Here is a 25,733-nt window from a genome sequence, read left to right as displayed (position 1 = left end):
CTGGGTGAACCGGGGAGTCCCGGTCAGAGGATCGCGCCGGGGGCGTAGGCGGCGGCCTCCGGGTGCTGCTTCAGGATCTCCTCGATACGGGAGACCACGGACGCGACCTGGTCGGCGGCGGCGCCCGTGAAGGACAGCTTGTCCGCCATCAGCTCGTCGAGCTGCGCCCGGTCCAGCGGGATCCGCTCGTCGGCGGCCAGCTTGGCGAGGAGCTCGTTCTGCACGGTGCCCTGCTCGCGCATGGCGAGGGCGGAGGCGACGGCGTTCTCCTTGATGGCCTCGTGGGCGACCTCGCGGCCGACACCGGCGCGCACGGCACCCATGAGGACCTTCGTGGTCGCCAGGAAGGGCAGGTAGCGGTCGAGCTCGCGGGCGACGACCGCCGGGAAGGCGCCGAACTCGTCGAGCACGGTGAGGAAGGTCTCCAGGAGGCCGTCCAGCGCGAAGAAGGCGTCCGGCAGGGCGACGCGGCGGACCACGGAGCAGGACACGTCGCCCTCGTTCCACTGGTCGCCGGCGAGCTCACCGGTCATCGACGCGTAGCCGCGCAGGATGACCATCAGGCCGTTGACGCGCTCGCAGGAGCGGGTGTTCATCTTGTGCGGCATCGCCGAGGAGCCGACCTGGCCGGGCTTGAAGCCCTCGGTGACCAGCTCGTGGCCCGCCATCAGGCGGATCGTCTTGGCGATCGACGACGGCGCGGCGGCCAGCTGCACCAGCGAGGTGACCACGTCGTAGTCGAGCGAGCGCGGGTAGACCTGGCCGACCGAGGTGAAGGCGTGCGCGAAGCCGAGGTGACCGGCGATCCGCTGCTCCAGGTCCGCCAGCTTGCCCGCGTCGCCGCCGAGCAGGTCCAGCATGTCCTGCGCGGTGCCGACCGGGCCCTTGATGCCGCGCAGCGGGTAGCGGCCGAGCAGCTCCTCCAGGCGGGCGTACGCCACGAGCAGCTCGTCCGCCGCAGTCGCGAAGCGCTTGCCGAGGGTGGTCGCCTGGGCGGCGACGTTGTGCGAGCGGCCGGCCATGACCAGCTCCGCGTACTCGGCGGAGAGCTTGCCGAGGCGGCCGAGGACGGCGACCGTACGGTCCCGCATCAGCTCCAGGGAGAGGCGGATCTGGAGCTGCTCGACGTTCTCGGTGAGGTCGCGCGAGGTCATGCCCTTGTGGACGTGCTCGTGGCCGGCGAGGGCGTTGAACTCCTCGATCCGGGCCTTCACGTCGTGCCGGGTGACCTTCTCGCGCTCGGCGATGGAACCGAGGTCGACCTGGTCGAGCACGCGCTCGTAGTCGGCGAGGGCGGCGTCCGGAACCTCGATCCCGAGGTCCTTCTGCGCACGGAGCACGGCGAGCCACAGCTGACGCTCCAGCTTCACCTTCTGCTCGGGGGACCAGAGGACGGCGAGCTCCGCGGAGGCGTAGCGGCCGGCCAGAACGTTGGGGATGCGGGGCTTCGCAGTCACAGCAGTCACGTGGACAGATTCTACTGGCGGTTTCTGCAGGCCAGCGCCACGGTCCGATGTGGAGCTTGCTACGAGACGCAGCTCACGCGCCCCCGGGGCGGCTGTCCGGGGACGGCCTGCGGGCGGGCGTGCGCCTACGGGCCGGCCGGCGCCTCGTACGGCAGCAGCTCCGGGCGCTTCGGCGCGCGGCCGTCGCCGGAGGAGCGCCCGGTGAGCCGGCGCCCGATCCACGGCCCCAGGTGCTCCCGGGCGAACCGGGCGTCCGCGACCCGCCGGCTCGTCCAGCCGGGCCGCTCGGCCGGGGGCAGCTGGGCCCGCCAGTCGGCCTCGGGCGCCAGGCCGAGCGACTGCCACACGGCCTCGGCCACCCGCCGGTGGCCGTCGGCGGTCAGATGCAGCCGGTCCACGTCCCACAGCCGGGGGTCGCCGAGCACCGGCGTCCCGTACAGGTCGACGACGAGGGCGCCGTGCCGGTCGGCGAGCTCGTCGAGGTGGAGGAAGAGCTCCTCCATGCGGGGGCGGAAGCGCTCCATGACCGAGCCGTCGCGGCCGGGACTGCGCATCAGGACGAGCTGCCCGCAGGCGGGTGTGAGGCGTTCCACCGCCTCCGTGAGCAGGTCCCGCACCCGGACCATGTCAACCTTGGGACGCAGGGTGTCGTTGAGTCCGCCGACGAGCGTCACGACGTCCGCCTTCATCGCGGCGGCGGCGTCCACCTGCTCCTCGACGATCTGGCCGATGAGCTTTCCGCGCACGGCGAGGTTCGCGTACCGGAAGTCGGGCGTACGGCTCGCGAGCCGGCCCGCGAGGACGTCGGCCCAGCCCCGGTACGAACCGTCGGGCTTCAGGTCCGACATACCCTCGGTGAAACTGTCGCCGAGGGCGACGAGACTGGTGTAGGTGGCATTGATCTCCATGGCGGAGAGATCATACCGCGCGGTATGCGCGGATGTCCGAAGAACCCTGGAGGGGAAAGACCCGATGAGCGACGCGCTGCTGAGCACACTGGCGGAGGCCCTGGCCGACCTGGTGACAGCCGTCGGGACCGGCGGCGACGAGGTCCTCGACGCCGACACGGCGGTGAAGTGGCTGGAGAGCACCGGGGCCACGCTCTCCGGGCTTCCGGCGGCCGACCGGCGGGCCCTCGACGGGCTCTTCCGCGCGGCGGCCCTGCGTCACCCGGAGGGGCCCTGGCGGGACGAGCTGCTCACGGTCTCGGAGGGCTTCGGGCTCACCGAGGACACCCACGCCGCCTCCTGCGCGGCCGTGGCCGAGCAGACCCGGCGCTTCGTCGCCACCGTCCGCGAGGCCGACCCGGCCACCCCCGTACCCACCTGCCCCGGCTGGACCCTGGCCGATCTGACCCGGCACCTCGGCACCGTGCACCACTGGGCCGAGCACCTCGTACGGACCGGGGCCACCACCCGGGTCCACGCCCGGGACCTCCCCCTCGACCCGCCGGCGGACCCCGCCGCGTACCCCGGCTGGCTCGCCGCGGGCGCCGAGACCTTCGTCACGACCCTGAGCGCCACCGACCCGGACACCCCGCTCTGGTCCCCGGGACCCGAACCGCGCGCCGGGTACTACCCGCGCCATCTGCTCTTCGAGGCCGTCGTGCACCTCGCCGACGCCGAGATCGCCCTCGACGGGACGGCACGCCCGATCGACGCCGGTACGGCCGCCGAAGGCATCGAACACCACCTGGCCACGCTGCTGTACGTCCCGTGGACCGCCGAGCGGATCGCCCACCTCGACCGCGACGGCGAGCTGCTCCGGCTCACGGCCCGTGACACCGGGGCCGTCTGGACCCTCACCCTCGGCGGGGGCGGCTTCACCTGGCGGCGCGGAAGCGCGGCGTCCACCGCGCGCACGGAACCGACCGTGAGCGTCACGGGCGACAGTGGCGAGCTGCTCCTCCTCCTGCACCGCCGGTACGCCGCCGACGACCCGCGCTTCGCCCGCACCGGCGACCGCGCCCTCCTCGACGCCTGGCTGACCGCCACCGCACTCTGAGGCGTCGCACGACGTCGTACGACCGTGGCGCGCTGTACGGCCTGAGACGTCGTTCGACCGTGGAGCGCCGTACGGCCTGAGGCGTCGTCAGACCGTGACGCGTCGCACGACCGCGACGGCGTCGTACCGCCTTGGGACGCCCGAAGGGCCCCGGGAAGACTCCCGGGGCCCTTCGTCACGCGGTGCGGGTCACGGCGCCGCCGGGCGCCCCACCAGTTCGCGCAGCACGTCCTCCATCGTCACCAGGCCGGCGGGCTTGTCGTCCTCGTCGAGGACCGCCGCCAGGTGCGTACGGCTGCGCCGCATCGCGGTCAGGACGTCGTCGAGCGGCGTGGCCGCCCGGACCCGGGCGATCGGACGCAGCGCCGACACCGGGAACGGCAGATCGCGCGGCGTGACGTCCAGGGCGTCCTTCACGTGCAGGTAGCCCAGGATCCGGCGCTCCGCGTCGACCACAGGGAAGCGCGAGTAGCCCGTCGAGGCCGACAGCGCCTCCAACTCCTCCGGAGTGGTCCCGACCTGCGCGTACACCACCTTCTCCGCCGGCATCACGACGTCCCGGACGGGCCGGCGGCCCAGCTCCAGGGCGTCGTGCAGCCGCTCGGCGGCCCGGTCGTCCAGGAGTCCGGCGTGGCCCGCGTCGGTGACCATACGGGCCAGCTCGTCGTCCGAGAACGTCGCCGCGACCTCGTCCTTGACCTCCACCCGCAACAGCCTGAGCAGGGCGTTGGCGAAGGCGTTGATCGTGAAGATCACCGGACGCAGCGCCCGTGCGAGCGTCACCAGCGGCGGGCCGAGGACCAGCGCGGTGCGCGTCGGCTCCGCCAGCGCGATGTTCTTCGGCACCATCTCGCCCAGCAGCATGTGCAGGTACGTCGCCACCGACAGCGCGATCACGAACGAGATCGGGTGCACCAGACCGTGCGGCACGCCCACCGCGTCGAAGACCGGCTCGAGCAGGTGCGCGATGGCCGGCTCGGCGACGATGCCGAGCACCAGGGTGCAGAGCGTGATGCCGAGCTGGGCCGCCGCGAGCAGCGCGGAGACGTGCTCCAGGCCCCAGATGACGCTGCGCGCCCGCCGGTTCCCGGCCTCGGCCAGCGGCTCGACCTGGCTGCGGCGCACCGAGATCAGGGCGAACTCGGCGCCGACGAAGAACGCGTTGACGACCAGGGTCAGCAGACCGATCAACAGCTGGATGACGATCATCGGCCGGCCTCCCCGGTCTCGTCGGAGTCATGCGAGTCGGCGTGCGCGGGGGCGTGCAGCAGCACGCGCGCGGCACGCCGGCCCGAGGCGTCCACGACGTCCAGCCGCCAGCCGGCCAGCTCCACGCTGTCGCCGACGGCCGGGATACGGCCCAGCTCGGTCGCGACGACACCCGCGAGCGTCTCGTACGGGCCGTCCGGCACCCGGAGGCCGATCGCCCCCACCTGGTCCGTACGGGCGGCGCCGTCGGCGGACCACAGCTCGCGCCCGTCCGCGTCCTCGCCCGCCCGCGCCAGGTCCGGCGTCTCGTGCGGGTCGTGCTCGTCGCGGACCTCGCCGACGACCTCCTCGACGATGTCCTCCAGGGTGACCACGCCGGCCGTACCGCCGTACTCGTCGATGACGACCGCCATCGTCTGCTTGCCGGAGAGCCGGTCGAGGAGACGGTCCACGGTCAGGGTCTCCGGGACCAGCAGCGGCTCGCGCAGCATCTCGCCGATCCGGCGGCGCGCCCGCTCGTCGGCCGGTATGGCGAGCACGTCCTTGATGTGCGCGATGCCGACGACCGAGTCGAGGTTGCCCCGGTAGACGGGGAAGCGGGAGAGGCCGGTCGCGCGGGTCGCGTTCGCCACGTCCTCCGCGGTGGCCTGCATCTCGAGGGCGGTGACCTGGACGCGGGGCGTCATCACGTTCTCGGCGGTCAGCTCCGCCAGGTTGAGCGTACGGACGAACAGCTCGGCCGTGTCCGCCTCCAGCGCACCCTCCTTGGCGGAGTGCCGGGCGAGTGCCACGAGCTCCTGCGGGGAACGCGCGGAGGCCAGCTCCTCGGCCGGCTCCATGCCGAGACGGCGCAGGATCCGGTTCGCGGTGTTGTTGAGATGGCTGATGAGCGGCTTGAAAGCGGCCGTGAACACCCGCTGCGGGGTCGCCACCACCTTCGCGACCGCGAGGGGGGAGGAGATCGCCCAGTTCTTCGGGACCAGCTCGCCGACCACCATCAGGACGACGGTCGACAGGGCCGTGCCGAGGACGAGGGCCACCGAGGAGGCCACCGAGGGGGAGAAGCCGAGGGCCTCGAGCGGGCCCCCGATCAGCTTGGCGACCGAGGGCTCGGCGAGCATGCCGACGACCAGGTTGGTGACGGTGATGCCCAGCTGGGCGCCGGACAGCTGGAAGGTCAGCGAACGGACGGCCTTGAGCGCGCCCGCCGCTCCGCGCTCGCCGCGCTCCACGGCGCCCTCGAGCTGTCCGCGGTCGACCGTCGTCAGCGAGAACTCGGCCGCGACGAAAGCGCCGCACGCCAGCGAGAGCAGGAGCGCCAGCACGAGCAGAAGCACTTCGGTCATCGGTTCACCTCCGTCCCATGATCAGTCAGGGGGGAGGGGATCGCTCGATGTCGGAACGTGGAACCAGTGCTACTGGGAGGCTCGCCCATGGGCGGACGCTCACACCTTTCGGTCGTCGGGTTGAGGAACCATGGTAAAGGACGGGCAAAACGGGGTGGTGATCAGCCTCGGCGGGGCTCGTTCAGCGGGTCTCGCCCCTCACCGGGTGATCACCCGGTGAGGGGCTTCACCCAACGGCGCCAGCGGTCCTCCCGCTCGTACCCGGCGGCCGTCCAGAGCCGTCGGCCCGTCTCGTTCGCCTCCAGGACCATCGCGTCCGCCCGCCGCCCGCCGAGCGCGGCGAACCGCTCCTCGGCCGCGCGCAGAAGCACGGTGGAGATGCCCCGCCGGCGGTGGGAGGGCAGCACGGCGAGCCGGTAGAGGGAGGCGCGCCAGCCGTCCCAGCCGGCGATCACGGACCCGACGATCAGACCGTCTGCCAGCGCGAGGATGAGCGCGTCCGGATCCCGCTCGACGAGCCGGGTCACCCCCTCGACGTCGTCGGAGACGGACGTCCCCTTGGCGGACTCCTGCCAGAAGGCCAGGACGGCCTCGGCCTCGTCGGGGCGGGCGGCACGTATCTGCAGTTCGATCATGGCCGGATCCCATCACGCGGGGCGGAGGCGGTGCCACGGAGTTCCGCCCGGCGGGACGCCCTCCTCACCGCCGGGCCACCCCCAGGACACAGGGGGAGGTGGGCAGGCGCGGCCCGCGCTCCGGGAGGTCGAAGGAGCGGTACGAGGCGAGGGTGAAGCCCGCGTCCTCGATCGCCGCGAGCGGGTCGCGGGAGGTGTGGCAGCCGCCGAAGAGCAGGGGCCAGACCGTGCGGTCCAGGCCCCGCTGCACGCGGGCGAGTCCGGGTGTCCGCGCCGCCACGTGCTCGAGGAAACGGAGCTCGCCGCCGGGGCGCAGGACGCGCCGTACCTCCGCGAGGGCCGCCGGGACGCCGCGTACCGTACAGAGGACGAGCGAGGCGACGGCCGCGTCGAAGACGCCGTCCTCCGTCGGCAGGGCTTCCGCCGTGCCCGGCAGCACGGTCACCGGGACGGGCGCGCGCCGCGCGGCCTCCTCGGCGAGCTGCCGCAGATGCGGTTCCGGTTCGACGGCCACGACCTCGGAGACGCCGACCGGGTAGTGCGCGAAGTTCAGCCCGTTCCCGGCGCCGATCTCGACGACCCGGCCCGTGAGCCCCGCGAGCAGTTCCTCGCGCAGGGCGCCGAGCCCGCCGCGCGCGTCGGCGGACACGCTGACGCGGGCGTAGAAGCGGGCGAAGAGCGGGTGGTGGACGTGGGGCACCCCGGAACCGGGGCGCGGGGGCGGCGGGGGATCCGGGGGAGTCGTGGGCGTCATCGTTCGCCCCTCACCCGGTCACGAAGCAGAACTCGTTGCCCTCCGGGTCCCGCATGACCTGGAAGGAGCCCTGCTCGTCCGTCACGAGCCCGCCGAAGCGGACCGCTCCCGAGGACAGCGCCTCGGTGGCGGCCAGGTCCGGGTCGTCCACCCCGAGATCGAGGTGGACCCGGTTCTTCACCGTCTTGCCCTCCGGCACGCGCTGGAAGGCGAGCCGGACGAACCCCGGCGGGTCGACGTACGACCAGTCGCCGGAGCGGTCGACCGGATCACCGCCGAGGAGTCCCGCCCAGAAACGGACGAGCACGGCCGGATCGGCACAGTCGAAGACGATCTCCTGAACGTGAGCACGCATGGGCCCAGCGTACGGATTCCGCCACGGATCTCGCGTCGAAGCCCGCCGTGGAGTCGGGTGCGAAGTCCGTGGTGAATTCCGCTGCGAGGCCCACCGTGAAGTCCGCGCGACGGACTACGTGAGGGCCGCGCGACGGACTACGCGAGATCCGGCGTGAGGTCCGCGCGAAGGACTACGCGAGGTCCGCCGTGAAGTCGGCCGCGAAGTCCGTGGTGAAGGACTCCGCGTCCCACGTGCCGCCGAGCGACGGGGACAGCCAGCCGCCCGCCGTCGCCCGGAAGGCCGCCGGGTCCAGCGCGCCCGAGCCCTCCGGTACGGCCCCGAGCAGGGGGGCGCCCGCCGCCTCCGGCAGGTCCGCGAGGTTGCAGCGGGCCGCCAGGTCCGGCGCGGCCGGCCAGCTGCCGACCACCACGCCCAGCTGCTCGATGCCGCGCGCCCGCAGCGCCTCGCCCGTCAGGGCCGTCGAGTTGAGCGTCCCGAGCCCGGCCGGGACCACGACCAGGACCGGGGCGCCGAGCAGCGCCGCCACGTCCGCGAGCGTGCCGCCCTCCTCGTCGAAGCGGACGAGCAGTCCGCCCGCCCCCTCCACGAGCACCAGGTCGTGCGAGGCCGCCAACTCCCGGGCGGCGTCGGCGACCTGCCGGGGCCCGACCGGCGCGAGTCCGGCCCGCCGGGCGGCCGTGCCCGGAGCCAGCGGCTCCGGGAAACGTCCCAACTCGGCCGAGGCCACGGCGCCCGAAAGCCGGACGACCTCGTCCGCGTCACCGGTCTCGTCCGGCCCCACGCCCGTCTGCGCGGGCTTCAGGACCGCGACGGACCGCCCGGCGGCCGTGGCGACGGCGGCCATCGCCGCGGTCACGACCGTCTTGCCGATCTCCGTCCCCGTACCGGAGACGACGACGATTCCCACTGCTTCCTCAGTCCTTCCGTTCAGCCCGTTCGGCCGTTCAGCCCGCCGCGGCGGCCGCGCGGACCGCCGCGCAGATCCGCGCCAGGTCCTCGTCGCCCGTCACGTACGGCGGCATCGTGTAGATCAGGTCCCGGAACGGGCGCAGCCACACGCCCTCCCGGACGGCGGCCCGCGTCGCCGCGGGCATGTCGACGTCGTGGTCGAGCTGGACGACACCGATCGCGCCGAGCACCCGCACCTCGCGCACGCCCGGGAGCTCGGCGACCGGAGCGAGCCCGTCCCGCAGCCCCGCCTCGATCCGCTTGACGTCCACCGCCCAGTCCTGCGACAGGAGCAGGTCGAGAGAGGCGCAGGCCACCGCGGAGGCCAGCGGGTTGCCCATGAAGGTCGGCCCGTGGGCGAGGACCGGGACCTCGCCCCGCGAGATCCCGTCGGCCACCCGGCTGGAGCAGAGCGTCGCCGCCAGCGACAGATAACCGCCGGTCAGCGCTTTGCCCAGGCACATCACATCGGGGGAGACCCCCGCCTGGTCCGCGGCGAACAGCGTGCCCGTCCGTCCGAAGCCGGTGGCGATCTCGTCGAAGACGAGCAGCACGTCGTGCGCGTCGCAGGCCTCCCGCAGCACCCGCAGGTACGCCGGGTCGTGGAACCGCATCCCGCCCGCGCCCTGCACCACGGGCTCGACGATCACCGCGGCCAGCTCGTGCGCGTGGCGCCCGATCTCGGTCCGCAGCATGTCCGCGTACGACTCCTCGTACGCGGCCGGCGGGGCCTCGACGAACGCCTGCCGCTGCAGGACCCCCGACCACAGCTCGTGCATCCCGCCCTCGGGATCGCACACCGACATCGGCTGCCAGGTGTCGCCGTGGTAGCCGCCGCGCCAGGTGAGCAGCCGCTGCTTGCCGGGGCGGCCCACCGAGCGCCAGTACTGGAGGCACATCTTGACCGCGACCTCGACGGCGACCGAACCCGAGTCGCTGAGGAAGACGTGCCGCAGCGGTTCCGGGGTGATCTCGACGAGCCGGGTGGCGAGCCGGACGGCCGGCTCATGGGTGAGTCCGCCGAACATGACGTGGCTCATCCGGTCGATCTGACCGTGTGCCGCCTCGTTGAGCACGGGGTGGTTGTAGCCGTGGATCGCCGACCACCACGAGGACATGCCGTCGATCAACTCGGCCTGTCCCTCGGCGGGTTCGGCCAGCCGGAGCCGCACCCCGGACGCGGACGCGACGACGAGCGGGTCCGTACGGCCCGGCATGGGGCCGTACGGATGCCAGACGTGCGCCCGGTCCAGGGCGAGGAGTTCGTCGTTACGCATTCGGTGCGAGGTCCGTGCCGGCACCCCGGCGGCGAACCGCCACGAGGTCGGTCCTGGCGGCGTTCGCCGCGGGCTCGGCCGCCGCGGGCTCCACGGCCTCCGGGGCAGGCGCCGCGTGACCGCCGCAGGGACCGCAGCCGCCGCCGGCGGAGCCGCAGCCCGCGCCCTCGGCCGAGGCGTGCGAACCGCAGCCGGCGCCCTCCGTGGAGGCGTGCGAACCGCAGCCGCCCGCCGCCGCACCCGCCGCCGCGAGCGCGTCCGCCCGGTGCTTGGGCAGCGTCGTCGTGCCCGCGCCCTCCACCTCGAAGCCCGCGTCCGCGATCATGTCCAGGTCGGCCTGGCCGGCCTGGCCCTCGCTGGTCAGGTAGTCGCCGAGGAAGATCGAGTTCGCGATGTTCAGCGCCAGCGGCTGCATCGAGCGCAGGTGCACCTCACGGCCGCCCGCGATCCGCACCTCGACGTCGGGGCAGACGAACCGCACCATCGCGAGGATCCGCAGGCAGCGCTGCGGGGTGAGGTTCCACTCCTTCGCGAGCGGCGTGCCCTCGAAGGGGATGAGGAAGTTGACGGGCACCGAGTCCGAGTCCAGGTCGCGCAGTGCGTACACGACGTCGACGAGGTCCTCGTCGGTCTCGCCCATGCCCGCGATCAGACCCGAGCAGGCCGACAGACCGGCGGCGTGCGCCTTCTGCACGGTGTCCACCCGGTCCGCGTACGTGTGGGTCTTGGTGATCCCCTCGTACGTCGCCTCGGACGTGTTCAGGTTGTGGTTGTACGCGTCGGCGCCGGCGTCCCGCAGCCGCTCCGCCTGACCGTCGGAGAGCAGACCGAGGCAGGCGCACACCTCGACGCCCTCGTTCTGCTCCTTGATCGCCTCGATGGTCCTGCCGACCCGCTCGACGTCCCGGTCCGTCGGACCGCGCCCGCTCGCGACCAGGCAGACACGCTTGGCGCCGCCGGCGACGCCCGCCGCGGCGGCCTGGGACGCCTCGTCCGGCTTCAGCCACGTGTACTTGAGGATCTCGGCCTTGGAGCCGAGTCGCTGCGAACAGTACGAGCAGTCCTCGGGGCACAGCCCCGACTTCAGGTTGACGAGGTAGTTGAGCTTCACCCGCCGCCCGAACCACTGACGGCGCACCTTGCCGGCCGCCGCCACCACATCGAGCAGCTCGTCGTCGGAGGTCGCCAGTACGGCGAGCGCTTCTTCACGGGTCGGCAGCTCGCGCCGCAGCCCCTTCTCCACCAGCGTGTTCAGCAGGTCCATAAGCGCTGATCCTTGCCTACCGCCCACCCCCGGGCCAAGGAGGAACCGAACAAACGCCGCCGAACGAGGTGTGTGGATGACCACATCCCGACCTCGGCACGCTCCGGTTAAGGTCTGTGCGCTGCCTACAAAAGGATCGCCGCATGCCACAGGCCGACGACGCCCGGGCCGAGGGCCCGCGCCGGACCGCGTTCGACTGGACCGACGCCGAGGCGCGCCGCCGGGCGGCTGCCGGCCTCGTCCGTACGCTGCGGCCCAGGGCCGCCGAATCGGACCTCCTCGACCTGGCGAGCAACGACTACCTCGGCCTGACCCGGCGCCCGGCGGTCACCGAGGCGGCGGCCGAGGCGGCCCGGCGCTGGGGCGCCGGCTCCACCGGCTCGCGGCTCGTCACCGGGACGACCCGGCTGCACACCCGGCTCGAACGCGAACTCGCCGAGTTCTGCGGATTCGAGGCGGCCCTCGTCTTCTCCTCCGGCTACACCGCCAACCTCGCCGTGCTCACCGCGCTCGGCGGCCGGGACTCGCTGATCGTCTCGGACGCCTCCAACCACGCGTCCATCGTGGACGGCTGTCGGCTCGCGCGCGCCGAGACGGCCGTGGTCCCGCACACCGACCCCGAGTCCGTACGCAAGACCCTTGAGGCGCGTCCGGAGCGGCGGGCCCTCGTCGTCAGCGACTCCGTCTTCTCCGTCGACGGGGACAAGGCGCCGCTGCCGGAGCTCGCCGAGGCCTGCCGCGCCCACGGCGCGGGTCTCGTCGTCGACGACGCCCACGGCTTCGGCGTCCTCGGCGACGGCGGCCGGGGCGCCCTGCACGAGGCCGGTCTCGCGGGCGACGAGGACGTCGTCGCGACCCTCACCCTCTCCAAGTCCCTGGGCAGCCAGGGCGGCGCCGTCCTCGGCCCCGCCCGAGTCGTCGAGCACCTGGTGAACGCGGCGCGCACCTTCATCTTCGACACCGGTCTCGCACCGGCCGCCGCGGGCGGCGCGCTCGCGAGCCTGCGGCTGATCGCCGCCGAACCGGAGCTCGCCGGGCGGGCGCGCACGGTCGCCACCACCCTGTACGAGCTGCTCACGGCGGCCGGACTGACGGCCGCCCGGCCGGACGCGGCCGTCGTGTCGGTGCGCGCCCCCTCGCCGGAGGCGGCGCTGCGCTGGGCCGCCGACTGCCGCGAACAGGGCCTGGCGGTCGGCTGCTTCAGGCCGCCGTCCGTCCCGGACGGCATCTCGCGGCTGCGTCTCACGGCCCGCGCCGACCTGACGGACGCCGAGGTCGCGCGGGCGGTGGAGACGATCCTGCGGACGGCGCCCGACGCCGTCTGACCCGTCGGCCAGGGTGCCCAAGAGCGTTTCCGGGCAGCAGAGTTCACCGCTTCGGGCGATAGATGCGCACATATCGTGGTGGAACGCCACCCGGGGCGGCACGATCGGTGGCACTCTGACGCGAAGCGCAAACCGGGGCGGCGTCCCCGGTGGGAAAGGGACAGCGTCGCCATGGCAGACCATCTGGAAGCATCCGTCACTCTGCCGAGCGATCCCGCCTCGGTTCCCACGGCACGGAGGTACGTCGCGGACGTCCTGGGCGATTGGGGGCTCGACGGAGCCGCGGAGACCGCGGACTCCATTCGGCTGATCGTCTCGGAGCTGGCCACCAACGCCGTCCAGCACACCTTCGGGCAGTCGCCGACCTTCACGGTCGACCTCCGGCTGGAGCGGGAGGAACGGCTGCACATCGGTGTGACCGACAGCCATCCCCGCTGGCCCCGCCGTCTCCCGGCGGCGGTCCAGCAGGACAACGGCCGCGGCATGGTCATCATCCGGGTCCTGGCGGCGGAGGCCGGCGGCCGTCTCTCGGTCACCCCGACCGAGGAGGGCGGCAAGACGGTCTGGATCACGATCCCGTGGACGGCCGCCGTCGTCCGGGCCGGCTCGGCCGGCGTGCAGCTCCTCTGAAGCGTGTCGCGGAGGGCTGTGATGCGCTTGGGGGCCTGTCCCGGCCGTGAGAGGTGCGGCGGCGCCACCGCACCCTTCACTCACCAGGGGTCAGCGCCCGGGGTCCGTCACCGGACGCGGCCGTAGTAGACCTTCGACGACCAGATTCTGTCGAGCTTCACCCACGAGCCCGTCTTGGGCGAGTGCCAGATCTTGCCGCTGCCGGCGTAGATGCCGACGTGGTAGACACGTCCGCCCGAGTGGAAGAAGACCAGGTCCCCCTTCTGCCGGCTGGAGGCGGAGATGTGCCGGGTCTTGTTGTACTGCTGCTGCGCTGTGCGGGGCAGCGACTTGCCCGCCTTCTTGTACGCGTAGAGCGTCAGGCCGGAGCAGTCGAACCGTGTCGGTCCGGTGGCTCCGTACCGGTAAGGCGATCCCTTCTTGGCGGCGGCGACGTTCAATGCCTTGTTCGCGTAGGCCGTCGCCGCCTGGGCCTCCGGTGCCGCACCTGGTGCGAACAACGTGCCGCCGACGGCGGCGAGGGTGAGAGCCGAGACGGCTCCGGCCCGGGACAGCAGGGACGGGACATGCATCTGCGCGGTCATGCGCAACCCTTCGTCAGCCGCCTGAGAAGGATGACCTGTCGGGTTCGGGCAGGCGAAGATGCCCGGCCGCGGCTGCGGCTTCACCCCAAGGAACGGCCCCGCTGCGAAAACAGCGCGAACGTCCCGTACTGATTGGGTCCTCCACTCCTGCCGATCCACTCCTGTCGACCAGACGTCCGGGACAGCGGCAGGACTCGGCGTCCGCCCGGACCGCCCCGCCGCGGCGGCGGGGGCTTGTCGTCGTCACGGATCTTGACCCACGACATGGGTGAAAACCGAGCTGAAACGGCGATATGTGAGGCTCCTCACGACTGATCCATTCGGGTGGACAAGAAGCCTTTGTGATCTTTGGAGGTTTGGCCTACGAGCCGCGTACCAGCGATGGAACGTTCGATTCCGCCAAATGCGTACACCTGTTGCGCAACTCGCCCGCTTCCTGTGTCGACTCGTCGACTACGCCGAACGGGGGAGGGATTCTGCGACGCGTGTCGGCCGACCGGCCCTCGACACGACACGCGTGAATGTCAACTCGCCCGACTCCGGGGGGCGGTGAACCGGTCCGTCCGGTGCTCCCCGTCCAACACCCTTGAGGCGCACGCCAATGTGCCCGCGCGCACCTCGTTCTCGCCCCGTATATGCATGAGCGTCAGGGCCTCGCGGGGCGCCTCGACCCGTCCCACCAGCGCCTGAGCCGCACGCAACGCCCCATAGGTATGCGTATCTCTGGATGGACTGATCTTCGATCGAGGCGGCCTGGCCGAGGCGGGTGGTCTCCATGTCGCAGGAGAGCGTCCGCATCGTGCCGTGGCTCGCCGACCTGGTCGACCGCGTCGTATACGGCGGTGAGCGGGCGGTCGGCCCGGTCTCCGCGCTGCGCCCGATCGACTTCGCCGCGGGCCGACAACGCCGCTTCGGCATCGCCGCCCATCACCGCGACCCCGGCGCCTCCTGGCGAGTGCCCGGCAGCTCCCGGCGATCGGATGATCATGGAAACGCAAAGCCGGAGTTAACGAGCCGGAAAAACTTCCGCCCTAACGTGCAATGTCCGGCCGCGTACCGCTTCTCCGCAGCTCAACACGGCGTTGACGCTGGGTAGGGTCCGCAGCTGTCCGGGTGCCGTCCCGGTCGACGACTGTGAGGTGGAAGAGTGCAACTGAGCCCGCACGAACAGGAACGCCTGCTCATTCATGTCGCGGCCGACGTGGCCGAGAAGCGCCGGGCGCGGGGTGTGCGGCTCAACCACCCCGAGGCCGTCGCCCTGCTCACCTCCCACATCCTGGAAGGCGCCAGGGACGGCCGCACCGTCGCGGAGCTGATGGCCTCCGGGCGCAAGGTGCTCACCCGTGACGAGGTCATGGACGGCATCCCCGAGATGATCCACGACGTCCAGGTCGAGGCCACCTTCCCGGACGGCACCAAGCTCGTCACCGTCCACGACCCGATCGTCTGAGCGGGGCGCGCCGATGATCCCCGGAGAGATCCTGTACGCGGAGGACCCCGTGACCCTCAACGAGGGGCGCCCCGTCACCCGCGTGACCGTTCTCAACGCCGCCGACCGCCCCGTGCAGGTCGGCTCCCACTACCACTTCGCCGAGGTCAACCCCGGCCTGGAGTTCGACCGCGCCGCCGCGCGCGGGCACCGCCTCCACATCGCCGCCGGAACCGCCGTCCGCTTCGAACCCGGCATCCCCGTCGAGGTCGAACTCGTCCCGATCGCCGGCCGCCGGATCGTCCCGGGGCTGCGCGGCGAGACCGCCGGCCCGCTGGACGAGACAGCCGATGCCGATGCCGATGCCGAAGCCGGGGTCACCGGCCCGAACGGAGGCCCTCGTGCCTGACCTGCACCGCGCCGTCTACGCCGATCTGTTCGGCCCCACCACCGGCGACCGCATCCGGCTCGCCGACACCGACCTCCTCGTCGAGATCGAGGAGGACCGCTGCGGCGGGCCCGGCCGAGCCGGCGAGGAGGCCGTGTTCGGCGGCGGCAAGGTCGTCCGCGAGTCCATGGGGCAGGCCCGCACCACCCGCGCCGAGGGCGCCCCCGACACCGTGATCACCGGAGCCGTGATCCTCGACCACTGGGGCGTCGTCAAGGCCGACATCGGCATCCGTGACGGCCGGATCACCGGCATCGGCAAGGCCGGCAACCCCGACACCATGGACGGCGTCCACCCCGACCTCGTGATCGGCCCCGAGACCGAGGTGATCGTCGGCAACGGCAAGATCGTCACCGCCGGCGCCGTCGACGCCCATGTCCACTTCATCTCCCCGACCGTCGTCGAGCAGGCGCTCGCCACCGGCGTCACCACGCTCGTGGGCGGCGGCACCGGACCGGCCGAGGGCACCAAGGCGACCACCATCACGCCCGGCCCCTGGCATCTGGCCCGGATGTTCGAGGCCCTGGACACCTTTCCCGTCAACATCGGTCTGCTCGGCAAGGGCAACACCATGTCGCGGGAGGCCATGTACTCCCAGCTCCGGGGCGGCGCCCTCGGGTTCAAGATCCACGAGGACTGGGGCGCGACCCCCGCCGTCATCGACGCCTGCCTCGGCGTCTGTGAGGAGACGGGCGCCCAACTCGCCCTCCACACCGACACCTTGAACGAGGCGGGCTTCGTCGGCGACACCCTCGCCGCCATCGCGGGGCGGACCGTCCACGCGTACCACACGGAGGGCGCCGGCGGCGGGCACGCCCCCGACATCATCACGGTCGTCTCCGAGCCGTACATCCTGCCCAGTTCGACCAACCCGACCCGCCCACACACCGTCAACACCATCGAGGAACACCTCGACATGCTGATGGTCTGCCACCACCTCAACCCGGCCGTGCCCGAGGACCTCGCCTTCGCGGAGTCCCGCATCCGGCCCTCCACGATCGCCGCCGAGGACGTCCTCCACGACCTGGGCGCCATCTCGATCATCTCCTCCGACGCCCAGGCCATGGGCCGCGTCGGCGAGGTGATCATGCGGACCTGGCAGACCGCCCACGTCATGAAGAAGCGGCGCGGCGCCCTTCCCGGCGACGGCCGCGCCGACAACCACCGGGCCCGCCGCTACGTCGCCAAGTACACGATCAACCCGGCCGTCGCCCAGGGCATGGACCACCTGATCGGCTCGGTCGAGACCGGCAAGCTGGCCGACCTCGTGCTCTGGGACCCCGCTTTCTTCGGCGTGAAGCCGCTCACCGTCGTCAAGGGCGGTCAGATCGCGTACGCGCAGATGGGCGACGCCAACGCCTCCATCCCCACCCCGCAACCCGTCATGCCCCGCCCGATGTTCGGCGCCCTCGGCAAGGCGGCCGCCGCCGGCTCCGTCAACTTCGTGTCCAGGGCGGCGATCGAGGACGACCTACCCCGAAGGCTCGGCGTCCACAAGGAGTTCACCGCCATCGGGGACACCCGGCGGGTCACCAAGGCCGACATGCGGGAGAACGACGCCCTGCCCCGGGTCGAGGTCGACGCCGACACCTTCTCGGTGACCATCGACGGCGAGACGGTCGAGCCCGCGCCCGCGGTCGAACTGCCCATGGCCCAGCGTTACTTCCTCTTCTGAGGGCCCGGCGATGACACGCTCCGCACTTCTCGTGCTCGCCGACGGGCGCTTCCCCGCCGGCGGGCACGCCCACTCCGGCGGCGCCGAGGCGGCGGTCAAGGCCGGCCGGATCAAGGACGCCGACGATCTGGAGGCCTTCTGCCGCGGCCGACTCCACACCACCGGCCTCACCTCGGCAGCTCTGGCCGCGGCCGCCGCCCACGGACTCGACCCGTACGACCTCGACGCCGCCGCCGACGCCCGTACGCCCTCACCCGCCCTGCGCACCGCCGCCCGCAGGCTCGGCCGCCAGCTGATGCGGGCCGCCCGCGCCACCTGGCCGAGCCCCGAACTCGACGCCCTCGCGGCCGCCTTCCCGCGCGGCGCCCACCAGCCCGTCGTCCTCGGCGCCACGGCCCGGGCCGCCGGACTCGGCCCCGAGGACGCCGCCCACTGCGTCGCGTACGAGACGGTCGGCGGCCCCGCCACCGCGGTCGTCCGTCTCCTCGGCCTCGACCCCTACCGGGCGACCGCCGTCCTCGCCCGCCTCGCGCCCGAGATGGACCGGGTCGCCCAGCGCGCGGCGGCCGCCGCACGGCAGGGCGTCGACGCCCTCCCGGCCGCCTCCGCGCCCCTGCTCGACCTCACCGCCGAACAGCACGCGAACTGGCCCGTCCGCCTCTTCGCCTCCTGAAACGCCGCCCGGACACCGGGACGCCAGCTCATCCCACCCACGACCCACGGGAGCCGCCCCATGCACCTCGACCACGGTCACCCCCACCACGGAGCCGTCTCCGCCGACGCCCACCGCCCCGACGGCACCCGCCGCGCCCTGCGCATCGGCCTCGGCGGCCCCGTCGGCTCCGGCAAGACCGCCACCGTCGCCGCCCTCTGCCGGGTCCTGCGGGACACCCTCTCCCTCGCCGTCGTCACCAACGACATCTACACCCGCGAGGACGCCGAGTTCCTCCTCCGCAACGCCGTCCTGCCGCCCGAACGCATCCAGGCCGTGGAGACCGGCGCCTGCCCGCACACCGCCATCCGCGACGACATCTCCGCCAACCTCGAAGCCGTCGAGGAGCTGGAGGAGACCGTCGGACCGCTCGACCTCATCCTGGTCGAGTCCGGTGGCGACAACCTGACCGCCACCTTCTCCAAGGGGCTCGTCGACGCCCAGATCTTCGTCATCGACGTCGCCGGCGGCGACGACATCCCCCGCAAGGGCGGCCCCGGCGTCACCACCGCCGACCTCCTCGTCGTCAACAAGACCGACCTCGCCCCGTACGTGGGCTCCGACCTCGGGCGGATGGCCCGCGACGCCGAGGAGCAGCGCGGCGAGCTGCCCGTCGCCTTCACCTCGCTGCGCGCCGAGGACGGCGTGGCGCCCGTCGCCGACTGGGTCCGCGCCCAGCTCGCCGCCTGGACCGCGCCCGGGGAACGGGCCGCGTGAGTCTGCGCGCCACCGCACGGATCGCCGCCGCGGCCGACGGCGGGCTGCCGCTCCTGGAGAGCGACGGCCCTCTCGCCCTGCGCCGTACCAGGGCCACCGGCGGCTGGACCCGGGTCACCGTCGTCGGGGCGATGAGCGCCCCGCTCGGCGGTGACCGGCTCGCGATCGAGACCGAGGTACGGGACGGGGCCCGGCTCCTGGTCGACGCCGCCGCCGCCACGATCGCCCTGCCGGGCCGGAGCCCGGAACCCGCCACGTACGACGTCCGGATCACCGTGGGGGAGGGGGGCGCGCTCCGCTGGCTCCCCGAACAGCTCGTCTCCGCGCACGGATCGGACCTGCGGATGCGCACCACCGTCGAACTCGCCGCCACGGCACGGCTCGTCCTCCGTGAGGAACAGATCCTGGGCCGGCACGGCGAACCGCCCGGCACCCTCGCCACCCGCCTCACCGTCCGCCGCGCCGGGCGCCCCCTGCTCGACCAGGAGCTGGCGTACGGACCGGGCGCCCCCGACGGCTGGGACGGCGGCGCGGTCCTCGGCGGCCACCGGGCCACCGGACAACTCCTCGTCGTCGACCCCGACTTCACTGACAAACCGGTGGAATCCCGACTTCTCGGCGAAGGGGCCGTCATCGCCCCGCTCGCCGGCCCCGCCGCCCTCGTCACCGCCGTCGCCCCCGACGCCCTCGCGCTGCGCCGGCTGCTCGACGCGGCTCTGGCCGAACTCGCCCCGCGGTGACGCGGGTCCGGGAGGTCACCGCTCAGCGGTACACCCCTCTCCGGTTATTGGTTCGGTAAAGAAACGCATGTACGCCCTTACCTCGTGAGCCCCAGGGACGAAAGGATCCCCCGGACAACCCAACACACCGGCGCCGCCACGGGGGCGGCGCCCATCCAGGGGGAGAACACGTGCGACGTACGGCAGTGCTCGGCTCGGCAGGCACTCTGATAGCGGGCACGCTCGTCGTGGGCGCGCTCACCGCCCCGGCGGCGAACGCGGACAGCGACCGCCACCTGCGCGACGCGGAGGCCATCGGTGTCGCCGTCGCCGCCGCGCGGGCCGCCCAGACGGGCATCGACTGGCAGGACTGTGCTGCCGAGTGGGGCCTGGAGAAGCCGATCCAGTGCGGCTGGGTCACCGTCCCGGTCGACTACGCCAAGCCCGACGGCAAGAAGATCAAGATCGCGGTCGACCGCATCAAGGCCACCGGCACCCCCGCCGAGCGCCAGGGCGCCCTGCTCTACAACCCGGGCGGCCCCGGCGGCTCCGGCCTCCGCTTCCCGCGCCGCGTCACCACCAAGAACGCGATCTGGGCGAACACCGCCAAGGCCTACGACTTCGTGGGCTTCGACCCCCGCGGCGTCGGCAAGTCCGCCCCCATCTCCTGCGTCGACCCGGCCGAGTTCGTCAAGGGACCCAAGGCCGACCCGGTCCCCGACACCGAGGCCGACAAGCTCGCCCAGCGCAAGCTCGCCGCCGAGTACGCCGAGGGCTGCGCCGAGAAGAGCGGCGACATGCTGCCCTTCATGAACACGCCCAACACCGCGCGTGACCTCGACGTCGTCCGGGCCGCCCTCGGCGAGAAGAAGCTCAACTTCGTCGGCGTCTCCTACGGCACCTACCTCGGCGCGGTCTACGGCACGCTCTTCCCGACCCACGTCCGCCGCATGGTCCTCGACAGCGTCGTGAACCCGTCGACGCGCAAGATCTGGTACGAGGTCAACCTCGACCAGGACATCGCCTTCGAGGGCCGCCTCAAGGACTGGATGACCTGGGTCGCCCAGAACGACGCCGCCTACCACCTCGGCGACACCTACGAGGAGGTCCGGCAGCAGTGGGAGACCCTGCGCGCCGCCGCCAAGAAGGAGCCCCTCGGCGGCAAGGTCGGCCCGGCCGAGCTCATCGGCTTCTTCCAGAACGCCCCGTACTACGACTCCATGTGGGCCCCGGTCGCGGAGGCCTGGAGCGCCTACGCCGCGGGTGACCCGCAGCCGCTGATCGAGTCGGCCGCCTCCGACCCCACCGACACCGTCGGCAACGCCGCCTCGGAGAACGGCAACGCCGTCTACACCGCGGTCGAGTGCGCGGACGCCCCCTGGCCGACGAGCTGGAAGAAGTGGGACCGGGACAACACCCGCCTCCACGAGCAGTACCCGTTCATGACCTGGGCCAACGCGTGGATGAACCTGCCCTGCGCCACCTGGTCCGCCCCGCGCCAGCGCCCGACCCAGGTGAAGACCGGCAAGGGCCTGCCGCCGGTGCTCATCACCCAGTCCGAGCGCGACGCCGCCACGCCGTACGCCGGCGCGGTCGAGCTGCACAAGCGCTTCAAGGGCTCGCGCCTGATCACGGAGAAGGACGCCGGCTCGCACGGCATCACCAACCTGGTCAACCCGTGCCTCAACACGAAGGTCGAGGCCTACCTGCTGACCGGGCAGCTGGACGCCACGGACCAGACGTGCGCCCCGCACGCCGCGCCGAAGCCGTAACGGCCGCCGCAGAGCGCTGAGGAGAGGGGCGGTCGTCCGACGACCGCTCCTCTTCCCGCGTCCGGGTCAGCCCCGGGACGCCAGCCAGGCGTCCTCCGCCGCGTAGTCGAAGAGGTCCACGCCGTACTTCGCGAGCCCCGTGAAGGCCTCCCGCCACTCCCGGTCGCCCAGGTGCCCCGTCAGCCACTCCACCGTCTCCGGCAGCGTCTCGGCGTACGACACCACCGGCCGGTACCCCAGCTCCCGCTCGGCCGCCGTCATGTCGTAGACGACGGGATGCGGCGCGGTCCACGGAGTGGACCCCACCGTGCCGTCCGGCTCCCCGTCCATCAGTACCGTCTCGCTCGTCACCCCCATGACCGCGTCGATCGCCGCCCCGATCTCGGCCACCGTCGGCGCCTCGGGGTCGCCGCCGTTGAGCACCCGGCTGCCCGGCTTCGCCGCCGCGAGCCGGACGAGCTCCGCGAGGTTGTCCACGTGGACCGGGTGGAACCGCGAGGTGCCGCCGTACGCGAGGACGCGCACCGGCCGCCCGTCGAGCGCCCGCTTGACGAACCACAGCTCGCGCGGACCCGGGCTGTACGGCCCGTGGATCGCGCCCGCCCGCAGCAGCGTCGTCGGCAGCGCGTCGCCCGCCGCCAGCAACTCCCGCTCCAGGGCGATCTTCCGCGTGCTGTACGTCGTGTCGCCGGGCGCGACCGTCGGCCACTCCTCCGGGGTGGGCACCGGGAAGGCGGGGAAGCCGTCCGGCCGGTCCTGGGTGTCGAAGCTGCGGCCCTGCGCGTCCTCGTAGACGGCGCCGCTCGACACCACCACCGCCGAACCGATCCGGTCGGCGAGACCGGTCAGCTGCCTGCCGTGCGCACCGTCGTACGCGACGATGTCGACGAGCACGTCACAGCCGTCGCCCAGCCCCGCCGCGAGCGCCCCCTCCTCGGTCCGGTCGAGCCGCACCGAGCGGACCTCGTCCGGCCACCTCTCGTCCCTGACGCCGCCCCGCGAGGCGGCCGTCACCTCCCAGCCGTCCGCGACGAGGGCCCGCACGGCCGCCCGCCCCACCTGTCCCGACCCACCCAGTACGAACGCGTTTCCCTTGGTCATGATCACGACGCTACGGGGGCCGGGAGCACCGGTCCAAAGGATTGCGCCGTGCGCGGATCCGCCGTCAGCGTTCCCGGCGGCGGAACTTTCGCGCGGGTACGTCGTTCCCCGCCTCCGCCGCCTTCACCACCGCCGCGTACGCGTCCACGTACTCCTGCCCGGACAGCCGCAGGATCTCGTACATGATCTCGTCGGTCACCGCGCGGACCACGGCCCGCTCGCCCGCCGACCCCGCGAAGCGGGAGAAGTCCAGCGGCGCCCCGAAGCGGATCGTGACCCGGCGGATCCGCGGCACGACCTTCCCCGGCGGCTGGATCTCGAAGGTGCCGACCATCGCGCACGGCACCACCGGCACCCCGGCGGTCAGCGCCATCACCGCCACCCCCACCTTGCCCTTGTAGAGCCGTCCGTCGTGCGAACGGGTCCCCTCGGGATAGATGCCGAGCAGCTCGCCCTTGTCCAGGACGCCGAGCCCCTCACGGATCGCCGCCTGCCCTGCCTCCTTACCGGACCGGTCCACCGGGATCTGACCGGCGGCCCGGAAGAAGGCGGCCGTCAGCCGCCCCTTGATCCCCGGCCCCGTGAAGTACTCCTGCTTCGCGAGGAAGGTGATCCGCCGGTCGAGCACGACCGGCATCAGGAAATGGTCGGAGAAGGAGAGGTGATTGCCCGCGACGATCGCCGCGCCCTCCTCCGGGACGTGTTCGAGCCCCTCGATCCGCGGCCGGAAGAGCAGCCTGAGGAGCGGACCGAGCAGTACGTACTTCATCAGGTGGTAGAACACCCGCGGCCCCCGTTCGTCTGTCCGTCACGCCCGTTGTATCCCCACCAGGGCCCGTGGTCCACTGGTGGGGGAGCGTCACCATGACAGGCGAGCGCGGAGACAGGACACCCCTCGGGCGCCCCGGCCGCGTCCTCACCGCGCTGCTCTGCGCGCTGACGGCGGCCGGTCTGTACGGCTGCTCGGGACAGGGCCCGAAGGACCCGGCCCCCACGCCGACGCCCACCGCCTCGCCCGCCACCTCGGCCCCCGCGCCCACCGGCCGGTCACCGTTCACCGGACTCCCCGCGCGACCTGCCCCGGTGCTCGCGGTCAAGATCGACAACGTGGCGGCGGCCCGGCCCCACACCGGCCTCGGCGAGGCCGACCTCGTCTACGTCGAACAGGTCGAGGGCGGGGTCACCCGGCTCCTGGCCGTCTACTCCTCCCGCCTCCCCGAACTCACCGGCCCCGTCCGCAGCGCCCGCGAGTCCGACATCGCCCTCCTCGCCGCCTTCGGCCGGCCCGTACTGGGCTACTCGGGGGCCCAGACCGCCCTGACCCCCCTGCTGGAGGCCGCACCGCTGCACCTCGTCACCGAGACCACCGCCCCGGAGGTCTTCCGGCGCTCTCCGGACCGGGCCGCCCCGCACAACCTCTACCTGCGCCCCGCGCGCGCCCTCGCCACCGACCCGGGGGCCGAGAACGCCCGGGACGTCGGCTTCCGCTTCGGGGCCGCCCCGGTCGGCGGCACCCCGGTCGACTCCTCGACCGTCCGTTTCCCGGCGGCTCGCTACACCTTCACCTGGTCCGCGGCCGACAGCGCCTGGCGGGTGGCGATGGACGGCCGCGAGGCCCGCGCCACCGACACCGGACCGCTCACCCCCGAGACGGTCGTCGTCCAGCGCGTCACCATCCGGCCGTCCGACTTCCAGGACCGGTACGGCTCGGTCTCCCCGTACACCGAGACCACGGGCAGCGGCAGCGCGCTCGTGCTCCGCGACGGCCGGTCGTACGAGGCTCGCTGGTCACGGCCCTCGACGGCCTCGGGCACCACCTTCACCACCCCGGACGGCAAGCCCCTCGCCTTCGCCCCGGGGCAGACCTGGGTCGTCCTCGCCCCGCGCGGGTAGCGCGCGAGGCGAGGACGACCCGGATACACCAGGGAACGGCGGGGCCGCGGTTCAGGGCTGCGTCGTACCGGGCCGGCCGTCCGGCGGGCGCCGTGTGCGCGGCGCGGCCGGGGCCGCGCTGTCGGCCGCCGCCATCCCGATCGTCGCCACGATCAGCACCACCAGGCCGAACCAGAGCCAGCCACTGCTGCCGAGCGCCACCGTGTAGGTCGTCGTCAGCACCAGAGCCGCGCCCGTGAGCGCCGCCATCGTCTTCGTGGAACCGGACATCATTCCACCCTCCTGCCGACCGGGGCCGCGGAAGCTGTCCAGCCCATCGTGACCCCGGGAGGGGGGCACGCGCTACTCCCCGGACGCTCCGGCGTGCGCCGGAGCGGTCACCCGGTCGACCACGGGTCCGTGCACAGGGCCGTTCACCAGGATGTGCACCGGGCCGTTCATCGGGCCGTTCATCGGGCCGTTCACTGGCTCCGGGTCCGGAGCGAGGCCAGGTACGCGTTGTACGCCTCCAGCTCCTTGTCCCCGTTCCGGTCGGCTGCCCGGTCCAGGCGGACGGCCTGCCGCTGCTCGGAGCGGTACCACTGGAAGACCAGCGCGATCAGCACGAGCACCGACGGGATCTCGCTGAACGCCCAGGCGATGCCTCCCGCCGCGTTCTGGTCGGCGAGGGCGTCGATCCCCAGGGAGGCCGGCGGGTTCTGGTACGCCTTGACCATCGGCTCGCTGGCCATCATCAGCGCGATGCCGAAGAACGCGTGGAACGGCATCCCCGCGAACAGCTCCAGCATCCGCATCACGTAACCCGGCCGGTGCGGGCCCGGGTCCACGCCCATGATCGGCCAGAAGAAGACCACACCGACCATCAGGAAGTGCACCATCATCCCGATGTGCCCCGGCTTCGACCCCATCAGGAAGTCGAACAGCGGCGTGAAGTACAGCGCGTACAGGCTCGCGATGAACATCGGGATCGTGAAACCGGGGTGCGTGATCACCTTCATGTACCGGCTGTGCAGCAGCTTCAGAAGCAGCTCACGCGGCCCCGTCGACCCCCGGCCGGCCACCGGGAGCGCCCGCAGCGCCAGCGTCACCGGCGCGCCGAGCAGCAGCAGGATCGGCGACAGCATGGAGATCACCATGTGCTGCACCATGTGCACGCTGAACATGACCATGCCGTAGTCGTTGAGCTTGGTGCACATCACCAGGGCGATGGTCAGCACGCCGATGGTGAAGAACACCGTCCGGCTCACAGGCCACGCGTCACCGCGCCGGCGCAGCCGCGCCACACCCCAGCCGTACAGACCGAGCCCCGCGAGGCAGCCGATCAGGAAGAAGAGGTCGGGAGAGAACTCCAGGCCCCGCCCCAGCGTGAACGGCGGCAGATCCGTGGTCATGCCGTGCCCGCTGTGATCCATCTAGTACTCCTGGAGCCCGATTCGCGCTTGTTGTCCGCACCAGACTAGAACCGCC

General features: G+C 72.7%; 27 protein-coding genes, 1 pseudogene and 1 riboswitch. Of the genes and pseudogenes, 12 read left to right on the top strand and 16 right to left on the bottom strand.

What is annotated here, in order from left to right; genetic code table 11:
• Positions 1–23: 23 nt before the first annotated feature.
• Positions 24–1,466 carry an adenylosuccinate lyase gene (gene purB, locus OG580_RS04590; protein ID WP_267042353.1) on the bottom strand — a complete coding sequence of 481 codons (1,443 nt, stop codon included), beginning with the start codon at positions 1,464–1,466 and terminating at the stop codon, positions 24–26.
• A 125-nt stretch (positions 1,467–1,591) separates the two neighbouring features.
• Positions 1,592–2,374 carry an SGNH/GDSL hydrolase family protein gene (locus OG580_RS04585; protein ID WP_267042352.1) on the bottom strand — a complete coding sequence of 261 codons (783 nt, stop codon included), beginning with the start codon at positions 2,372–2,374 and terminating at the stop codon, positions 1,592–1,594.
• Between the two features lie 64 nt (positions 2,375–2,438).
• Between OG580_RS04585 and OG580_RS04580 the strand changes: the two genes are divergently transcribed.
• Positions 2,439–3,470: a maleylpyruvate isomerase family mycothiol-dependent enzyme gene (locus OG580_RS04580; RefSeq protein WP_267042351.1), complete on the top strand. Its 1,032-nt coding sequence runs from the start codon at positions 2,439–2,441 to the stop codon at positions 3,468–3,470.
• A gap of 189 nt (positions 3,471–3,659) precedes the next feature.
• Here OG580_RS04580 and OG580_RS04575 read toward each other — a convergent pair whose 3' ends face one another.
• From OG580_RS04575 to bioB, 8 genes are all read right to left on the bottom strand, one after another.
• The gene (locus OG580_RS04575; protein ID WP_267042350.1) at positions 3,660–4,679 is read right to left on the bottom strand and encodes a hemolysin family protein; all 1,020 of its coding nucleotides are present in this window, start codon (positions 4,677–4,679) and stop codon (positions 3,660–3,662) included.
• Complete coding sequence (locus OG580_RS04570; protein ID WP_267042349.1) at positions 4,676–6,025, bottom strand: hemolysin family protein; 1,350 nt, start codon at positions 6,023–6,025, stop codon at positions 4,676–4,678. The genes OG580_RS04575 and OG580_RS04570 overlap by 4 nt, the downstream gene beginning before the upstream one ends.
• A gap of 209 nt (positions 6,026–6,234) precedes the next feature.
• Positions 6,235–6,660, bottom strand: a complete 426-nt coding sequence (locus tag OG580_RS04565; RefSeq protein ID WP_267042348.1) for a GNAT family N-acetyltransferase — start codon at positions 6,658–6,660, stop codon at positions 6,235–6,237.
• A gap of 64 nt (positions 6,661–6,724) precedes the next feature.
• Entirely contained in the window at positions 6,725–7,414 is a 690-nt protein-coding gene (locus tag OG580_RS04560) for a class I SAM-dependent methyltransferase (RefSeq protein WP_267042347.1), read from the bottom strand.
• 10 nt (positions 7,415–7,424) lie between these two features.
• Positions 7,425–7,769, bottom strand: coding sequence for a VOC family protein (locus OG580_RS04555; protein WP_267042346.1), 345 nt, complete (start codon positions 7,767–7,769; stop codon positions 7,425–7,427).
• A 172-nt stretch (positions 7,770–7,941) separates the two neighbouring features.
• Positions 7,942–8,679 carry a dethiobiotin synthase gene (bioD, locus tag OG580_RS04550; protein WP_267042345.1) on the bottom strand — a complete coding sequence of 246 codons (738 nt, stop codon included), beginning with the start codon at positions 8,677–8,679 and terminating at the stop codon, positions 7,942–7,944.
• A gap of 37 nt (positions 8,680–8,716) precedes the next feature.
• On the bottom strand, positions 8,717–9,997 hold the full coding sequence (locus OG580_RS04545) for an adenosylmethionine--8-amino-7-oxononanoate transaminase (RefSeq protein WP_267042344.1): 1,281 nt from the start codon (positions 9,995–9,997) through the stop codon (positions 8,717–8,719).
• Positions 9,990–11,261, bottom strand: a complete 1,272-nt coding sequence (gene bioB / locus OG580_RS04540) for a biotin synthase BioB (protein WP_267042343.1) — start codon at positions 11,259–11,261, stop codon at positions 9,990–9,992. Before bioB ends, OG580_RS04545 begins: the two co-directional genes overlap by 8 nt.
• Positions 11,262–11,404: 143 nt before the next feature.
• Between bioB and OG580_RS04535 the strand changes: the two genes are divergently transcribed.
• The gene (locus OG580_RS04535; RefSeq protein WP_267042342.1) at positions 11,405–12,586 is read left to right on the top strand and encodes an 8-amino-7-oxononanoate synthase; all 1,182 of its coding nucleotides are present in this window, start codon (positions 11,405–11,407) and stop codon (positions 12,584–12,586) included.
• Between the two features lie 171 nt (positions 12,587–12,757).
• Positions 12,758–13,216 carry an ATP-binding protein gene (locus tag OG580_RS04530; protein ID WP_267042341.1) on the top strand — a complete coding sequence of 153 codons (459 nt, stop codon included), beginning with the start codon at positions 12,758–12,760 and terminating at the stop codon, positions 13,214–13,216.
• A gap of 107 nt (positions 13,217–13,323) precedes the next feature.
• Here the strand turns inward: OG580_RS04530 and OG580_RS04525 are convergent, their stop codons facing one another.
• On the bottom strand, positions 13,324–13,800 hold the full coding sequence (locus tag OG580_RS04525; protein ID WP_267042340.1) for a C40 family peptidase: 477 nt from the start codon (positions 13,798–13,800) through the stop codon (positions 13,324–13,326).
• A gap of 3 nt (positions 13,801–13,803) precedes the next feature.
• Positions 13,804–14,010, bottom strand: a riboswitch (cyclic di-AMP (ydaO/yuaA leader).
• 314 nt (positions 14,011–14,324) lie between these two features.
• Positions 14,325–14,540 (bottom strand): annotated as a pseudogene (locus OG580_RS04520) (hypothetical protein); the annotation flags it as partial.
• 35 nt (positions 14,541–14,575) lie between these two features.
• Between OG580_RS04520 and OG580_RS04515 the strand changes: the two are divergent.
• From OG580_RS04515 to OG580_RS04480, 8 genes are all read left to right on the top strand, one after another.
• Entirely contained in the window at positions 14,576–14,896 is a 321-nt protein-coding gene (locus tag OG580_RS04515; protein ID WP_267048244.1) for a hypothetical protein, read from the top strand.
• Positions 14,897–14,947: 51 nt separating this feature from the next.
• On the top strand, positions 14,948–15,250 hold the full coding sequence (locus OG580_RS04510; protein WP_033201785.1) for an urease subunit gamma: 303 nt from the start codon (positions 14,948–14,950) through the stop codon (positions 15,248–15,250).
• Between the two features lie 13 nt (positions 15,251–15,263).
• Positions 15,264–15,638 carry an urease subunit beta gene (locus OG580_RS04505; protein WP_267042339.1) on the top strand — a complete coding sequence of 125 codons (375 nt, stop codon included), beginning with the start codon at positions 15,264–15,266 and terminating at the stop codon, positions 15,636–15,638.
• Positions 15,631–17,352, top strand: coding sequence for an urease subunit alpha (locus tag OG580_RS04500; protein ID WP_267042338.1), 1,722 nt, complete (start codon positions 15,631–15,633; stop codon positions 17,350–17,352). Before OG580_RS04505 ends, OG580_RS04500 begins: the two co-directional genes overlap by 8 nt.
• A gap of 10 nt (positions 17,353–17,362) precedes the next feature.
• Positions 17,363–18,025 carry an urease accessory protein UreF gene (locus tag OG580_RS04495; protein WP_267042337.1) on the top strand — a complete coding sequence of 221 codons (663 nt, stop codon included), beginning with the start codon at positions 17,363–17,365 and terminating at the stop codon, positions 18,023–18,025.
• A 60-nt stretch (positions 18,026–18,085) separates the two neighbouring features.
• Positions 18,086–18,781 (top strand): urease accessory protein UreG, encoded by a 696-nt coding sequence (gene ureG, locus OG580_RS04490; protein ID WP_267042336.1) that lies wholly within the window; start codon positions 18,086–18,088, stop codon positions 18,779–18,781.
• Positions 18,778–19,521, top strand: coding sequence for an urease accessory protein UreD (locus OG580_RS04485; protein ID WP_267042335.1), 744 nt, complete (start codon positions 18,778–18,780; stop codon positions 19,519–19,521). The genes ureG and OG580_RS04485 overlap by 4 nt, the downstream gene beginning before the upstream one ends.
• A 170-nt stretch (positions 19,522–19,691) precedes the next feature.
• Complete coding sequence (locus OG580_RS04480) at positions 19,692–21,272, top strand: alpha/beta hydrolase (protein WP_267042334.1); 1,581 nt, start codon at positions 19,692–19,694, stop codon at positions 21,270–21,272.
• Between the two features lie 66 nt (positions 21,273–21,338).
• Here OG580_RS04480 and OG580_RS04475 read toward each other — a convergent pair whose 3' ends face one another.
• Complete coding sequence (locus OG580_RS04475; RefSeq protein ID WP_267042333.1) at positions 21,339–22,373, bottom strand: NAD(P)-dependent oxidoreductase; 1,035 nt, start codon at positions 22,371–22,373, stop codon at positions 21,339–21,341.
• Between the two features lie 64 nt (positions 22,374–22,437).
• Positions 22,438–23,157, bottom strand: coding sequence for a 1-acyl-sn-glycerol-3-phosphate acyltransferase (locus OG580_RS04470; protein ID WP_267042332.1), 720 nt, complete (start codon positions 23,155–23,157; stop codon positions 22,438–22,440).
• A gap of 80 nt (positions 23,158–23,237) precedes the next feature.
• On the opposite strand from OG580_RS04470, the gene OG580_RS04465 reads away from it, so the two are divergent.
• A complete protein-coding gene (locus OG580_RS04465) occupies positions 23,238–24,266 on the top strand; it encodes a DUF3048 domain-containing protein (RefSeq protein ID WP_267042331.1) in 1,029 nt (342 codons plus the stop codon).
• A gap of 51 nt (positions 24,267–24,317) precedes the next feature.
• Here the strand turns inward: OG580_RS04465 and OG580_RS04460 are convergent, their stop codons facing one another.
• Complete coding sequence (locus tag OG580_RS04460) at positions 24,318–24,539, bottom strand: hypothetical protein (protein ID WP_267042330.1); 222 nt, start codon at positions 24,537–24,539, stop codon at positions 24,318–24,320.
• 188 nt (positions 24,540–24,727) lie between these two features.
• Positions 24,728–25,678, bottom strand: a complete 951-nt coding sequence (locus OG580_RS04455; protein ID WP_267042329.1) for a cytochrome c oxidase assembly protein — start codon at positions 25,676–25,678, stop codon at positions 24,728–24,730.
• Positions 25,679–25,733 lie beyond the last annotated feature (55 nt).

Origin of the sequence: Streptomyces sp. NBC_00094 (assembly GCF_026343125.1) — a bacterium.
Lineage (GTDB): Bacteria > Actinomycetota > Actinomycetes > Streptomycetales > Streptomycetaceae > Streptomyces.
Note: the sequence above shows the minus strand (reverse complement) of the source record. Positions and strands in the feature narration are given on the sequence as shown.

Coding starts and splice junctions, on each gene's coding strand:
- OG580_RS04460 (WP_267042330.1), bottom strand. CDS start 24,539: ATGATGTCCGGTTCCACGAAGACGATGGCGGCGCTCACGGGCGCGGCT.
- OG580_RS04570 (WP_267042349.1), bottom strand. CDS start 6,025: ATGACCGAAGTGCTTCTGCTCGTGCTGGCGCTCCTGCTCTCGCTGGCG.
- OG580_RS04545 (WP_267042344.1), bottom strand. CDS start 9,997: ATGCGTAACGACGAACTCCTCGCCCTGGACCGGGCGCACGTCTGGCAT.
- OG580_RS04525 (WP_267042340.1), bottom strand. CDS start 13,800: ATGACCGCGCAGATGCATGTCCCGTCCCTGCTGTCCCGGGCCGGAGCC.
- OG580_RS04530 (WP_267042341.1), top strand. CDS start 12,758: ATGGCAGACCATCTGGAAGCATCCGTCACTCTGCCGAGCGATCCCGCC.
- OG580_RS04560 (WP_267042347.1), bottom strand. CDS start 7,414: ATGACGCCCACGACTCCCCCGGATCCCCCGCCGCCCCCGCGCCCCGGT.
- OG580_RS04555 (WP_267042346.1), bottom strand. CDS start 7,769: ATGCGTGCTCACGTTCAGGAGATCGTCTTCGACTGTGCCGATCCGGCC.
- OG580_RS04505 (WP_267042339.1), top strand. CDS start 15,264: ATGATCCCCGGAGAGATCCTGTACGCGGAGGACCCCGTGACCCTCAAC.
- OG580_RS04575 (WP_267042350.1), bottom strand. CDS start 4,679: ATGATCGTCATCCAGCTGTTGATCGGTCTGCTGACCCTGGTCGTCAAC.
- bioB (WP_267042343.1), bottom strand. CDS start 11,261: ATGGACCTGCTGAACACGCTGGTGGAGAAGGGGCTGCGGCGCGAGCTG.
- OG580_RS04475 (WP_267042333.1), bottom strand. CDS start 22,373: ATGACCAAGGGAAACGCGTTCGTACTGGGTGGGTCGGGACAGGTGGGG.
- ureG (WP_267042336.1), top strand. CDS start 18,086: ATGCACCTCGACCACGGTCACCCCCACCACGGAGCCGTCTCCGCCGAC.
- OG580_RS04580 (WP_267042351.1), top strand. CDS start 2,439: ATGAGCGACGCGCTGCTGAGCACACTGGCGGAGGCCCTGGCCGACCTG.
- OG580_RS04455 (WP_267042329.1), bottom strand. CDS start 25,678: ATGGATCACAGCGGGCACGGCATGACCACGGATCTGCCGCCGTTCACG.
- OG580_RS04565 (WP_267042348.1), bottom strand. CDS start 6,660: ATGATCGAACTGCAGATACGTGCCGCCCGCCCCGACGAGGCCGAGGCC.
- OG580_RS04495 (WP_267042337.1), top strand. CDS start 17,363: ATGACACGCTCCGCACTTCTCGTGCTCGCCGACGGGCGCTTCCCCGCC.
- OG580_RS04515 (WP_267048244.1), top strand. CDS start 14,576: ATGTCGCAGGAGAGCGTCCGCATCGTGCCGTGGCTCGCCGACCTGGTC.
- OG580_RS04535 (WP_267042342.1), top strand. CDS start 11,405: ATGCCACAGGCCGACGACGCCCGGGCCGAGGGCCCGCGCCGGACCGCG.
- OG580_RS04465 (WP_267042331.1), top strand. CDS start 23,238: ATGACAGGCGAGCGCGGAGACAGGACACCCCTCGGGCGCCCCGGCCGC.
- OG580_RS04585 (WP_267042352.1), bottom strand. CDS start 2,374: ATGGAGATCAATGCCACCTACACCAGTCTCGTCGCCCTCGGCGACAGT.